Source organism: Campylobacter sp. W0014, from assembly GCF_020135975.1.
Taxonomy (GTDB): domain Bacteria; phylum Campylobacterota; class Campylobacteria; order Campylobacterales; family Campylobacteraceae; genus Campylobacter_D.
On the sequence record NZ_JACHTR010000003.1, the window covers coordinates 1 to 13,253 of the forward strand.

12 protein-coding genes and 1 pseudogene are annotated in these 13,253 nt (G+C 30.3%); 9 read left to right on the top strand and 4 right to left on the bottom strand.

Features of this window, described 5'->3' with window-relative positions:
* The 4 genes and pseudogenes from H2277_RS01305 to H2277_RS01320 form a co-directional block, all read right to left on the bottom strand.
* A pseudogene (locus H2277_RS01305) lies at positions 1–1,328 on the bottom strand (methyl-accepting chemotaxis protein); the annotation flags it as partial.
* A gap of 106 nt (positions 1,329–1,434) precedes the next feature.
* Positions 1,435–1,944: a DUF2393 family protein gene (locus H2277_RS01310; RefSeq protein ID WP_337200609.1), complete on the bottom strand. Its 510-nt coding sequence runs from the start codon at positions 1,942–1,944 to the stop codon at positions 1,435–1,437.
* On the bottom strand, positions 1,944–2,474 hold the full coding sequence (locus H2277_RS01315; protein ID WP_337200715.1) for a DUF2393 family protein: 531 nt from the start codon (positions 2,472–2,474) through the stop codon (positions 1,944–1,946). The genes H2277_RS01310 and H2277_RS01315 overlap by 1 nt, the downstream gene beginning before the upstream one ends.
* A 19-nt stretch (positions 2,475–2,493) precedes the next feature.
* Entirely contained in the window at positions 2,494–3,561 is a 1,068-nt protein-coding gene (locus H2277_RS01320; protein WP_337200610.1) for an SPFH domain-containing protein, read from the bottom strand.
* Positions 3,562–3,831: 270 nt separating this feature from the next.
* Here H2277_RS01320 and H2277_RS01325 point away from each other — a divergent pair, with 270 nt between their 5' ends.
* The 9 genes from H2277_RS01325 (at position 3,832) to carB (ending at position 13,252) form a co-directional block, all read left to right on the top strand.
* On the top strand, positions 3,832–4,038 hold the full coding sequence (locus H2277_RS01325) for a 4-oxalocrotonate tautomerase family protein (RefSeq protein ID WP_337200611.1): 207 nt from the start codon (positions 3,832–3,834) through the stop codon (positions 4,036–4,038).
* Positions 4,035–4,493 carry a thioredoxin-dependent thiol peroxidase gene (gene bcp / locus H2277_RS01330; protein WP_337200612.1) on the top strand — a complete coding sequence of 153 codons (459 nt, stop codon included), beginning with the start codon at positions 4,035–4,037 and terminating at the stop codon, positions 4,491–4,493. Before H2277_RS01325 ends, bcp begins: the two co-directional genes overlap by 4 nt.
* Entirely contained in the window at positions 4,493–5,566 is a 1,074-nt protein-coding gene (locus H2277_RS01335; protein ID WP_337200613.1) for an epoxyqueuosine reductase QueH, read from the top strand. The genes bcp and H2277_RS01335 overlap by 1 nt, the downstream gene beginning before the upstream one ends.
* A gap of 76 nt (positions 5,567–5,642) precedes the next feature.
* A complete protein-coding gene (gene fabZ, locus H2277_RS01340) occupies positions 5,643–6,083 on the top strand; it encodes a 3-hydroxyacyl-ACP dehydratase FabZ (protein ID WP_337200614.1) in 441 nt (146 codons plus the stop codon).
* Positions 6,083–6,874 (top strand): acyl-ACP--UDP-N-acetylglucosamine O-acyltransferase, encoded by a 792-nt coding sequence (gene lpxA, locus H2277_RS01345; RefSeq protein WP_337200615.1) that lies wholly within the window; start codon positions 6,083–6,085, stop codon positions 6,872–6,874. The genes fabZ and lpxA overlap by 1 nt, the downstream gene beginning before the upstream one ends.
* Entirely contained in the window at positions 6,867–8,090 is a 1,224-nt protein-coding gene (gene clpX, locus H2277_RS01350; RefSeq protein WP_337200616.1) for an ATP-dependent Clp protease ATP-binding subunit ClpX, read from the top strand. The genes lpxA and clpX overlap by 8 nt, the downstream gene beginning before the upstream one ends.
* A gap of 11 nt (positions 8,091–8,101) precedes the next feature.
* Positions 8,102–9,142: a rod shape-determining protein gene (locus H2277_RS01355; protein ID WP_137623335.1), complete on the top strand. Its 1,041-nt coding sequence runs from the start codon at positions 8,102–8,104 to the stop codon at positions 9,140–9,142.
* Entirely contained in the window at positions 9,132–9,881 is a 750-nt protein-coding gene (mreC, locus tag H2277_RS01360) for a rod shape-determining protein MreC (protein ID WP_337200617.1), read from the top strand. Before H2277_RS01355 ends, mreC begins: the two co-directional genes overlap by 11 nt.
* Before the next feature lie 101 nt (positions 9,882–9,982).
* The gene (gene carB / locus H2277_RS01365; protein WP_337200618.1) at positions 9,983–13,252 is read left to right on the top strand and encodes a carbamoyl-phosphate synthase large subunit; all 3,270 of its coding nucleotides are present in this window, start codon (positions 9,983–9,985) and stop codon (positions 13,250–13,252) included.
* Position 13,253: the final 1 nt, after the last annotated feature.

A 13,253-nucleotide genomic window follows, 5' to 3' on the forward strand; every position in this document is an offset into this window, starting at 1 on the left:
CGAGGATTTCTTGGATTTGCAGTGATTCTTGCAGTTAAATCTCCTTTTTCTACAACTTGAACAGTAGAAACTGATTCTTTTACAGCTTGGTTATCTTGTTCTAAACCTTGTTTAGTCATAAGGATGTTTTCATTGATGGCTTTACTCATTTGTCCTAATTCATCATAACTATCAATTTTTATAGTTTCAATATTTTTAGTTTCGTGATTTAAGAAATGGAAGAAATTTTGTAGATAATGTAAGGTAGAACTAATTCTATTGCTTACCAATTTTCTAACACAAATATAGATAACGCCTAAAACTACTATCAAAAAGATAATAGCAATGATAATGATTGAAAATTGTAATTTATATACAGGAGCTAAAACAGATGAACGAGGCGTTGTTACTAATATACTCCAATGGCTTGAATTATTAAGTGTGCTAAATGATACTACTGAAGCGTAAGACATAAGTCCAGTAGAGGTTAAAAAATCATTCATGAGCAAATCTTTATGACTTTTTATGGCTTCTAAAATTGGTCTAACTGAAGGAGAATGATTATAATCATTGATTTTTTGCAATAAAGCTTTAGGGTTTTCATGTATCACAAACTCTCCTTCGTCTGTCAATAGCAATCTTTGATCGCCGTCGTGAAAATTTAAAGAACGATCTAGTAAGGTTTTAGACATCTCTGAAAATTCTAAAGTGAAACCTACAACTCCCACATATTTTCCATTTTTATTAAATAAGGGCATTCCAAAATTAATACCTATAAATTCACCATCCCCATAATTTAATTTTTTTGGTATTCCAAATTCAATTTTTGGATTATTTATATCACTTTGTTTTTCTGCTTTTGATAAAACAGAAATTTGGTCAAATGCATTTTTTAAATGTGCTATTTTTATCCCTCCAGAATTTCCAGGGGTTGCATCATGAAATACTATAGATAAAGAACCATCTTCGTTTATAAATTTTTCTTTATCATTACTAACTAGTATTGAAGGATCTTTTAAATATAAAAAGGCATATGTGGTATGAATGCTGCCATCTAAAGTATCTTTGATTAAATTTTCTGCAACATTAGAGTAAATTTGTCCATCGTCTTTTATAATATCCTGAATAGCTGAATCTGTTATACTTGATAACACTATAGGCTCATTTAGTGCAGCTTCCATATAGTTTACATATCTTTTTGAGGCTATTTTTAGAGCTTCTTCTGCTTGATTTTCCATATTTGAAGAAACTTGAAAAGAAATAAAAAAGATCATTACTGCTAGTCCTATAATAGTGCTTATAGCAGTACATAATACTAACTTTGTACCAATGCTTAAAGATTTAAACATCTTTTAATCCTTTCGTAAAAATGATTTAAATTTTTTAAAATAGATATAATATCTATATTTATTTTAAAAAAAAATAATTGAAAAATAATAGTAAATACAATTTATTTTAAAAGCATTTAAAAGTATGATAAAATTCTACATTGTTAAAACTTGGCGGAAATGGTACCGAAGCTGAAAAATTTTTGTAAGTATTTCCAGGAAGATTATTTATAATTTCTATAGTATAAGAAACACTCATATTTTTCATTTTAGCGTTTCTAATATTTTTATCGTCAAAAATATCTCCGCTGACATGTTGTTTATTGAATATATTTAACATTAAATAGCATTTTTTAATATTAAATTTAGTTAAATTTTCCACCTTTCCATTGATAATAACGCTTTCATTTCTTAGATCTCTAGTATAAGATAAGTTATCAAGTTTAGCTTGAACCGTGAATTGACTGATTGTCAAAAAGATAGAATAAATTAATAGCGCAGAAAAGATAGTATTGATAGTATAGCCCATTAAGGCGATTTCTTTTTGTTTTATTTTTAAAAAAATTAAAGCACAAATTAAAATAAAACAAACAATTATAATAATAAAAGCGAGTAAGTGATAAAATGTAAGTTGCATTAAAAACACTCTGAAGATAAATGTATAGTGAAATTGTTTTCATATTGGAAATTTTCAAAGGTGACTCTTTGAAATTGGGTTGTATTTTTCTTTAAATTTTTTACTTCGGCACTTTTTTGTCTATAGGGTATCAATTTATCTTTATATCGATTGATAAAATTATCTTTTGGAGAGACATTTTTAAAAATTTTTGTTTTAATTTTGCAGTCTTTAAAATCATGTTTTGAAGTATTGCTTATGTTAAAATCAACAACTAAGTCTCCAGAAGTGTATAGTATTTTTTGAGATATAATTTCAAGAGTTCTACTTCTTGCTTCATAATCTATTATCTTGAATCCAAAGATATAAATTATAAAACAAAAAATTAAATTTAAAGCAATAATAAATAGTGCTATAACTGGTCTATGTCTTAAAAAAACGCATAAAAGCGAAACTCCAGTGAAAAGAAAGAAAATAAACAAAATGAGCATATAATCCACTAAATATAAATGAGTGGAATAAAAAAGCACAATTTCCCTTATTTTTTCTATCACTGTTTTTTCCTAAAAATTATTGAACAGAGCTTTGTTTTTTTGCATCTTTTGTATCAACCCAGATATTAGGCACAGCTCCACCAGGTGTCAAGAAAATTTTAGCATCTTTATTAATTTTTAAAGCTTCATTAAATTCTTTCTGCGTTTCTATTTGTTTTAAAGTCAATAAAGAATTATTTAAACTATTAGCGATTTCTTTATTGGAATAAGCTTGAGCATCAGCTTGAATTTTAACCGCTGTGGCTTTACCTTTAGCACTGATGATAGTTGCATTTGCTTCGCCCTCTGCTAAAGCTGCTTTTTTTAATGCTTCTTGATTGGCTCTTTCAACTTCATATTTTGCTCTTTCTGCCTCTTGTTTAGCGATTTGAACACGTTCTATTTGTTCTTTTACTTTAGAAGGTAAAATGATTTCTCTTAATTGAACTGCGCGAAGTTCAACGGGTTTATTTGGCTGAGCGGATATTGTTTTTCCTATTCCTTCCTCAATTTGAGTTGCTATAGTATTACGATTAGTAGGCAATTCCTCAGCTGTGTATTTTCCTACGACACTTCTTACAACATCACGTACTACAGGATCAATAATTTTATTTTCCCAATTTAATCCCCAAGTGGCAATAGTTTGCGGTACTTGAGAAGGGTTTAAGCGGTATTGAACCGTTACATCTATAAAGACAGGAAGCCCTCTTGAGTCTAAAACGGAAATGCTGTTTTTATTGATAACGCCTGATCCAGAACTTAAATTTTCATTAGCCCCTTCAAAAGATGCATAATTGATTTGTCTTATCCTTGTATCAATAATAGTGATTTTTTGAATAAAAGGCAAGAAAAAATGAAGCCCTGGAGCGATAGGATTAGGATCATATTTACCTGTATTTGATTTGATCCCCATTTCCCCAGAGTTAATTACTACAAAAGGTTTGATCAGTACAATAAATATGATTAATATTGCTATAGTATAGATAAAGGGTGAAATTTTCCCAAAAAAATTAAAATCAGACATCTTAAAATTGAAATTTTTTTGATTATTTTCATTGGAATTTTTATTTTTCTTATTAAAATAATCATTTAAATCGGCTGGCATTTTTTTCCTTAATTTTGATTTTTAAAAATTTAGGACTGAATTTTATCAAAAATAAACTAACAATAAACTTTTAATGAATATTTTAAATTATTTTTTATGTAGTTATGATATAAAATCAGAAAAATAAACTTGATTTTAATATTAACAATTTTTTAAAGTTAATATTTTAAAAATTTTTATATTAAAAATAAGGATTTAAAAAATTAAATTATTTGGTATTGTTTTATTTTATTAAATTTGAAATAATTACAAAAATTCAAAGGAGAAAAAATGCCAATTGTAAATATAAAATTAGCCAAACCTGCATTAAGCAAGGAACAAAAAGCTGAACTTATAGCTGATATTACCCATCTTTTAAGTGTAAAATATAATAAAAATAAAGAAAGAATAGTGGTGATGATAGAAGATATAGAAAATTATGATATAGGGTTTGGCGGAGAGAGTGTAGAGCAAATTAAAGCAAAGGCTGTAAAATGAGTGATTTAAAAATAGGAGATAAAGCTCCAGAATTTGAGCTTTTAAATCAAGATGGAATTAAAATAGCGCTCAAGGATTTTATCGGAAAAAAAGTGATTTTGTATTTTTATCCAAAAGATAATACTCCAGGTTGTACAACAGAAGCTTGCGATTTTAGCGAAAATTACGATCGTTTTAGCGATAAAAATGCTGTAATTTTGGGAATAAGTCCAGATAGCACCTTAAGTCATGAAAAATTTATTTCTAAATTTGATTTAAAACATATTTTATTAAGTGATAGTGAAAAAGAAGTAGCAAAACTTTACGGAGCTTGGGGGCTTAAAAAAAATTACGGCAAAGAATACGAAGGCATTATACGTTCTACTTTTGTGATTGATGAAAATGGGAAAATTATGCAAATTTATAGCAATGTTCGCGTAAAAGATCACGCTTTAAAAGTGCTTGAAAGTCTTTAATGCTTGTACATATTTGTTGTAGTGTAGATAGTCACTATTTTATAGAAGAACTAAGAAAGGCCTACCCTAAAGAAGAAATTATAGGTTATTTTTATGATCCTAATATTCATCCTTTAAGTGAATATGAATTGCGATTTTTAGATGTTAAAAGAAGTTGTGAGAAGCTTAAAATCAAGCTTTATAAAGGTGAATATGAGTATGAGAAATGGCTCAATGCTGTGCGTGGATTTGAATATGAGCCAGAAAAAGGCGCAAGATGTAAAATTTGTTTTGATTTAAGAATGGGATCTAGCGTAGAATTTGCTGCTAAATTGGGACAAAAAAAACTTACCACTACACTTTTAACAAGCCCAAAAAAAGATTTAGAGCAATTAAAAAATGCTTTGCAAAAAGAATGCGAACCTTATGGTATAGAATTTTTAGCTCCAGATTTTCGTAAAAATGGGGGTACGCAAAGACAATTTGCTTTGGCTAAAGAACAAAAACTTTATCATCAAAATTATTGTGGGTGTATTTATGGATTAAAAAAACAAAAGCAGGATAAAAGTTTTATTGATGAATTGATGTCTCCAATTAATCGACAAATTTTGCCTGCAAGTATAGAATCTAGAATAGCTTTTTATAAAAAAATTAAAACTCTTGAAAAAAAAGGAAAAAAATTTGAAATCAAAAGAGATAAATTTTTAAATTATCGACTTTTAAACGCTTTGATAAAATTGGACAAAAAACCAATTAAATCTTACATTTTATTTTATTCTCATTTTAAAAATTCTTATACAAAATTGAGTGTGGAGGGGAATAAAGTCGATTTTTATGTCAGTTTTAAAGATGAAATTAATTTTTGGAGTTTTAAATATTTTAATTCTTTATTAAAAAATAAATTTAAGACTTTTGAAGAATTTTTACATAAGCCTTTAAAAATTAAGCAAGAAATTAATTTACGCCATAAATTATTTAATTCTTATAATCTCTCTCCCGTGATTATTTTAGATCAAATTCATCAAGGTCGTTATGAAATTTGTGCTAAAAGTGAAATTTATTTTGATATAGAAGAAAAAATTCTTTTAATTTAAAAATAATTTTTATGCTTTTATTAGTATTTTTTTTGTAGAATTTTAATTTTGTATTAAAGAAACATGAAGGCTTTAAATGATAAATGTATCGCAAATTCAAGAAATTTTACCGCACCGATATCCTTTTTTATTGGTCGATAGAATTGTTGATTTAAAGAAAAATGAGATAGTTAGAGGATACAAAAATATCAGCATTAGTGATCCTGTTTTTTTAGGTCATTTTCCAGATCATCCTATTTATCCAGGTGTTTTAATTTTAGAAGGAATGGCGCAAACCGGTGGAGTATTGGCTTTTGAAAGTATGGATGATAAGGTAGATCCTAAAAGTAAAGTTGTATACTTTACTGGTATTGATGGTGCAAAATTTAGAAATCCAGTGCGTCCAGGAGATCGACTTGATTATGAAATGAAAGTGATGAAAAATCGTGGTAATATGTGGGTTTTTAAAGGTCAAGCTTTCGTGGATGGAAGTTTAGTTGCAGAAGCTGAACTTAAAGCGATGATTGTGGATAAGTAATGGTAAAAATTCATCCTAGTGCAGTTGTAGAAGAAGGTGCAATCCTCGGTGAAGATGTTATAGTTGAAGCCTATGCATATGTAAGCAAAGAAGCAAAAATAGGAAATAATGTTATTATAAAGCAGGGAGCTAGAATTCTTTCAGATACAACAATAGGGGATCATTCTAGAATTTTTTCTTATGCTATTGTAGGCGATATTCCTCAGGATATTTCTTATAAAGATGAACAAAAAAGTGGCGTTATTATAGGTAAAAATGCAACTATAAGAGAATTTGTAACTATTAATTCAGGTACAATAAAAGGAGATGGCTTTACGCGCATAGGTGATAATGCTTTTATCATGGCTTATTGTCATATTGCACATGATTGCATTTTGGGTCATAATATAATTTTAGCCAATAACGCGACTCTAGCAGGTCATGTAGAGCTTGGGGATTTTTGCGTCGTTGGAGGTTTAACACCCATTCATCAATTTGTAAAAGTAGGAGAAAGTTGTATGATCGCAGGTGCGAGTGCTTTATCTCAAGATATTGTTCCTTTTTGTTTGGCTGAAGGAAATCGCGCTAGTATTAGAAGTTTAAATTTAGTAGGTATACGCCGACGTTTCGATAAAAATGAAGTAGATGTTTTAAGTAAAGCTTTTAAATTTTTATTTAGAAAAGGAAATTTAAAAGATAATGCTCAAGAGCTTTTTCAAAGCACTCAAAGTGAGAATGTTAAAAAAATGTGTGATTTTATTTTGACAACAAAGCGTGGAATTCCAGTATATAAAGGTAAAAATAATGCCTAGAAAATGTAGTTTTTGTAATGAATTTGAAAATTCTCAAAGAAGAATTTTGGAAAATGGCGATCATAATTCTTTTATTTGCGAGTGTTGTGTCGAAGCAGCTTATAATATTATTTTTGGAGAAGAAAAAGAGGCTAAAGAAAGTGAGCAAGGGCACAATATTAATTTTAATGATATGACGCCAAAAATTTTAAAAGAGCATCTTGATCGTTATGTGATCGGACAAGAAAGAGCTAAAAAAGTTTTTAGCGTGAGTGTTTATAATCACTATAAAAGATTATTTAGATCAAAACTTGATGGAGATGATACAGAGCTTTTTAAATCGAATATTTTACTCGTAGGTCCAACTGGAAGTGGCAAAACTTTGCTTGCGCAAACTTTAGCCAAATTTTTAGATGTACCGATAGCAATTTGCGATGCAACGTCTTTAACTGAAGCGGGTTATGTTGGTGAAGATGTTGAAAATATACTTACACGTCTTTTACAGGCTGCTGATGGAGATGTTGAGCGTGCTCAAAAAGGTATTGTTTTTATTGATGAGATTGATAAAATTGCAAGAATGAGTGAAAATCGATCTATAACTAGAGATGTAAGCGGAGAAGGAGTTCAACAAGCCTTACTCAAAATCATAGAAGGTAGCCTTGTAAATATACCGCCAAAAGGTGGAAGAAAACATCCAAACCAAGATTTTATCCAAATAGATACATCAAATATTTTGTTTGTATGTGGTGGAGCTTTTGATGGTTTAGATCTTATATTAAAACGTAAGTTGGGCGATAAAGTTGTAGGTTTTTTTGATGATAATGCTCAAGAAAATAAAGCCTTGCTTGATAAAATTGAACCAGATGATTTGGTTCATTTTGGCCTTATACCTGAATTAATTGGGCGTTTGCATGTTATAGTATCTTTAAATGAACTTAATGAAGATGACATGGTAAGAATTTTGACAGAGCCAAAAAATGCTATTATTAAGCAATATCAAAAACTTTTTGCAATTGATAATGTGAAATTAAAATTTGAAGATGAAGCTTTAAGAGAAATTGCTAAATTGGCTTTAGAAAGAAAAACTGGTGCTAGAGGACTTAGGAGTATTATAGAAGAAATGATGGTAGATTTAATGTTTGAATTACCAGAATATAAAAATTATGATATTATTGTTACAAAAGAAGTTGTAAGAGATAATGCCAAGGCGTTATTGATTAAAAAGAAAATAAGTTAAAAAGGAATGTGATGATTTTAGATCAACTTATAGGATTTTTTTCAAGTGATATGGGTATAGATCTTGGAACGGCTAATACTCTCATTTTGGTTAAAGATAAAGGTATTGTTATCAATGAGCCTTCTGTTGTTGCGGTTGAGCGTGAAAAATACGGTGCTAAAGCTAAAATTTTAGCTGTAGGAAAAGAAGCTAAAGATATGGTGGGTAAAACCCCTGGTAATATAGAAGCAATTCGCCCAATGAAGGATGGAGTGATTGCTGATTTTGATATCACTGAAAAGATGATCCGATATTTTATTGAAAAAACACATAGAAGAAAATCTTTTTTACGTCCTAGAATTATTATTTCAGTTCCTTACGGTTTAACTCAAGTTGAAAGAAAAGCGGTTAGAGAAAGTGCTTTGAGTGCTGGAGCTAGAGAAGTATTTTTAATTGAAGAGCCTATGGCAGCGGCTATAGGAGCAAATTTGCCTATTGATGAGCCTAAGGGAAGTTTAGTTGTAGATATTGGTGGCGGAACGACAGAAATAGGGGTGATTTCTTTAGGCGGACTCGTGATTTCAAAATCAATCAGAACAGCTGGTGATAAATTAGATATGAGTATTGTAAATTATGTTAAAGAAAAATATAATTTGATTATTGGAGAAAGAACTGGTGAAGAAATAAAAATCACAATAGGCTCGGCCATTCAACTTCCAAAAGAGCTTTCTATGGTGGTTAAAGGTCGAGATCAGGTAAGCGGGCTTTTAAGTCGTATAGAGCTTACTAGCGAAGATATAAGAGAAGCAATGAGAGAACAGCTCAAAGAAATAGCGGATGCTTTAAAAATGGTTCTTGAAATGATGCCACCTGATTTGGCAAGTGATATTGTAGAAAATGGAGTTGTTTTAACTGGTGGAGGGGCTTTAATCCGTGGTCTTGATAAATATCTTTCAGAGATTGTTCGTTTGCCAGTATATATTGCCGATGAACCACTTTTAGCTGTAGCCAAAGGAACAGGTAAAGCGTTAGAAGAAATTTCAATTTTGCAACAATTAACTAATGAAGAATAAACTCATTTTTATTCTTATTTTATTTTTTTTAATATTTATATCTTTTTATTATGGAGGATTGATTAAAAAAAATGTTCTTTTTGTGAATGATATAGTTATAGAAAAATTTTATAGAATTGAGGATTTTATAGCTGAAGAATTTTCCAAACATTTTGATCAAGTAGAGCAAATTGAAAAACTAAAAGCCAAAAATCAAGAGTTGGAATATATGGCAGTTTTAACCACAAGCTTTGCTAATCAACTCAACCGAATTTTGGAGGATAAAAATTCTACCAAATATTTACCGCAAGTTTCTTTAACAAGAGCTATTTCTTATGTACGTTTAAATGATTATAAGAGATTGTGGCTTGATTTTGCTAGAGTTCCACCTGATAAAAATAAGGGTTTAATTTATCAAGGATATACAGCTGGTATTGCTATAAACAAAAATGATAGAGCTATGGCAATTTTACAAGGTGATGAGAAATGTGTTTTTGCAGTTTATATAGGAAAAGATAAAATTCCTGGACTTCTTCAAGGTGAAAATGGTAAGGTTGTGGTTAATTTTATTACAAAATCTGCTAAAATAAATATAGGCGATGAAATTTTAACCAGTGGTCTTGATAATATATTTTTTTCAGATGTTCCAGTGGGTAAAGTGATGGAAATTAATAATGGAGAAACTTATAAAAGTGTTGTAGTAAAACCTTATGTTCAAATCAATATCCCCGCTTATCTTTATATTGTTGATAGCGTATAATTAAAGATATTTTTTATTCGACAAATTTAAAAAAATTATATTAAAACTCAAAGTAAAATTTGTTATAATTAAGGCTAAATTACGCTACTTAGGAAGGATTTATGCCAAAAAGAACAGATATAAAAAATATTTTACTTATAGGAAGTGGACCTATTGTAATTGGTCAAGCTTGCGAATTTGATTATTCTGGAACTCAAGCAGCTAAAACTTTAAAAGAATTAGGTTATCGTATAGTACTTATTAATTCCAATCCTGCAACGATTATGACAGATCCAGAATTTGCAGATGCGACTTATATAGAACCCATTACAAAAGAAAATATTTTAAATATTATCAAAAAAGAAAAAATTGATGCCATTTTGCCTACAATGGGTGGACAAGTAGCGCTTAATGTCGCAATGGAAGTTTATGAAAGTGGACTTTTAGGGAATGTGAAATTTTTAGGGGCAAATCCTGAAGCGATTAAAAAAGGTGAGGATCGTCAAGTTTTCAAAGAGTGTATGAAAAGAATTGGTATGGATTTGCCAAAATCAATGTATGCTTATAATTATGATGAGGCTTTAAAAGCTGTTGATGAAATCGGTTTTCCTTTAATGATCCGTGCTTCTTATACTTTAGGTGGTGCTGGAAGTGGCGTTGTTTATAATATGGATGAATTTAAAGAGCTTGCTAATATGGCTTTAGCTTTATCTCCTATACATGAAATTCTTATAGAAGAAAGTTTGCTCGGATGGAAAGAATATGAGATGGAGGTTATACGCGATAAAAATGATAATTGTATTATTGTTTGCAGTATAGAAAATGTTGATCCCATGGGGGTGCATACGGGCGATAGTATCACTGTGGCACCTGCTCTTACTCTAACCGATAAAGAATATCAAGTTATGCGAAATGCTTCCTTTGCTATTTTACGTGAAATTGGAGTCGATACTGGCGGTTCAAATGTGCAATTTGCTGTCAATCCAAAAAATGGTAGAATGATAGTGATAGAAATGAATCCAAGAGTTTCAAGATCGAGCGCTTTGGCAAGTAAGGCAACGGGATATCCTATAGCAAAAGTAGCGACTCTTTTAGCCGTTGGTTTTACTTTAGATGAGATAGAAAATGACATCACAGGAACTCCAGCTAGCTTTGAACCTGTACTTGATTATATTGTTACGAAAATTCCTCGTTTTACTTTTGAAAAATTTCCAAACGCAGATACAACTTTAGGCACAGCAATGAAGAGTGTAGGTGAAGTGATGGCTATAGGTCGCACTTTTAAAGAGAGTATTCAAAAAGCACTTTGTTCTTTAGAGCGATCTTTAAGTGGATTTGATGAGGTTAAATTTGAAGATAAGAATGATCTTATATTTAAAATTCGCAATCCTAATGAAAAAAGATTACTTTATATTGCACAAGCTTTTAGAGAAGGATTTGATATAGAAGAGCTTTATGAGTTAAGCAGTATAGATCCTTGGTTTTTAGCTCAAATTAAAGAAATTGTAGATTTTGAAAAACAAATCGATATGGATATTTTAAATGATAAATTTCTCTTAAGAAAAGCAAAAACTATGGGATTTTCCGATAAGATGATCGCTTTGCAAGTTAATTTAAAAGATAATCTAGAACTCAGTCAAAATGATATTTATTATGCAAGAATGAAACATAAAATCATAGCAGAATTTAGCGAAGTGGATACTTGCGCAGGTGAATTTAAAGCCTTAACTCCTTATTTTTATTCTAGTATCAATGTGAGTGAGTTAACTCAAAGTAAGCAAGAATCAAGAGATAAAAAAGAAAAAAAAGTTATGATTATAGGGGGTGGGCCAAATCGTATAGGGCAAGGGATAGAATTTGATTATGCTTGCGTACATGCTTCTTTTGCCTTAAAAGATATGGGTGTAAAAACCATTATGTATAATTGTAATCCAGAAACTGTTTCAACTGATTATGATACGAGTGATATTTTGTATTTTGAATCTATTGATTTTGAACATTTAAGAGCTGTGATTGAGCGAGAAAAACCTGATGGAATTATTGTACATTTTGGTGGTCAAACCCCATTAAAATTCGCTAAGCGTCTGAGTGCTTTTGGCGCAAAAATTATAGGCACGAGCGCAAGAGTGATCGATATAGCTGAAGATAGGAAAAAATTTGCTGAATTTATTGAAAAAATAGGCATTAATCAGCCTAAAAATTCGACAGCAATTACCGTAGAAGAAGCCGTGTTAAAAGCGAGTGAAATTGGTTATCCGGTTTTAGTTCGCCCAAGTTATGTTTTGGGTGGTAGAGCTATGCGCGTAGTGAGCAATGAATCTGAACTTCGAATTTATATGCAAGAAGCAGTAAGTGTAAGTGATAAAAGTCCAGTTTTAATTGATCAATATTTAGACAATGCTACAGAAATTGATGTAGATGCAATTTGTGATGGAAAAGATGTTTATGTTGCTGGAATTATGGAGCATATCCAAGAAGCAGGAGTTCATTCTGGTGATAGTGCTTGTTCTTTACCGCCTTGCAATATAGATGAAAAAATACAAAATTTTATTGCAGAAAAAACAGCAGATATAGCTTTAAATTTGGGTGTTGTTGGACTTTTAAATATCCAATTTGCTATTTACAATAACGAGCTTTATATCATAGAAGTTAATCCTAGAGCGAGTCGAACTGTACCTTTTGTCAGTAAAGCTACAGGCCTTCCTTTAGCTAAAGTAGCAACGCGTGTGATGTGGCAAGGTGATCTAAAAGAAGCTTTAAAATTTTACGATCGTTTTAAAGTTGTTGATTTTGCACGTAAAATTTTACAACCTAAGGCTTTAAGATATGTTAGCGTAAAAGAAGCAGTTTTTCCATTTGCGAAGCTAAGTGGTAGTGATTTAGAGCTTGGACCTGAAATGCGTTCTACTGGTGAAGTAATGGGGATTAGTAAAGATTTTGCTAATTCTTTTGCAAAAAGTCAAATTGCGTCATTTAATCATTTGCCAGAAAGCGGAGTTGTATTTATTTCTTTAAAAGAAAAAGATAAAAAGTATGCCAAAAAAATGGCTGCAGAATATTCTAAATTAGGCTTTAAGTTAATGGCAACGAGTGGAACTTGTAAAGAAATACAAGCGAATGGCTTTGATTGTGAGCTTGTGCATAAAATTTCTGAAGGTCGCCCAAATGTTGAAGATAAATTAAAAAATGGTGAAATTAATCTAGTGATTAATACAAGTGATAGTCATAGTTTTCAAGGAGATACTAAAAAAATCCGTGAAAATATCATACGCTTTAAAATTCCATATTTTACCAATTTGCGCTCAGCTTTAGCGGGTGCTAAATCGATCAAAGCTATACAAGGAAAAACTTATTTAGAAATAAAAAGCTTACACGAGCATTTAAAAGTTTAAA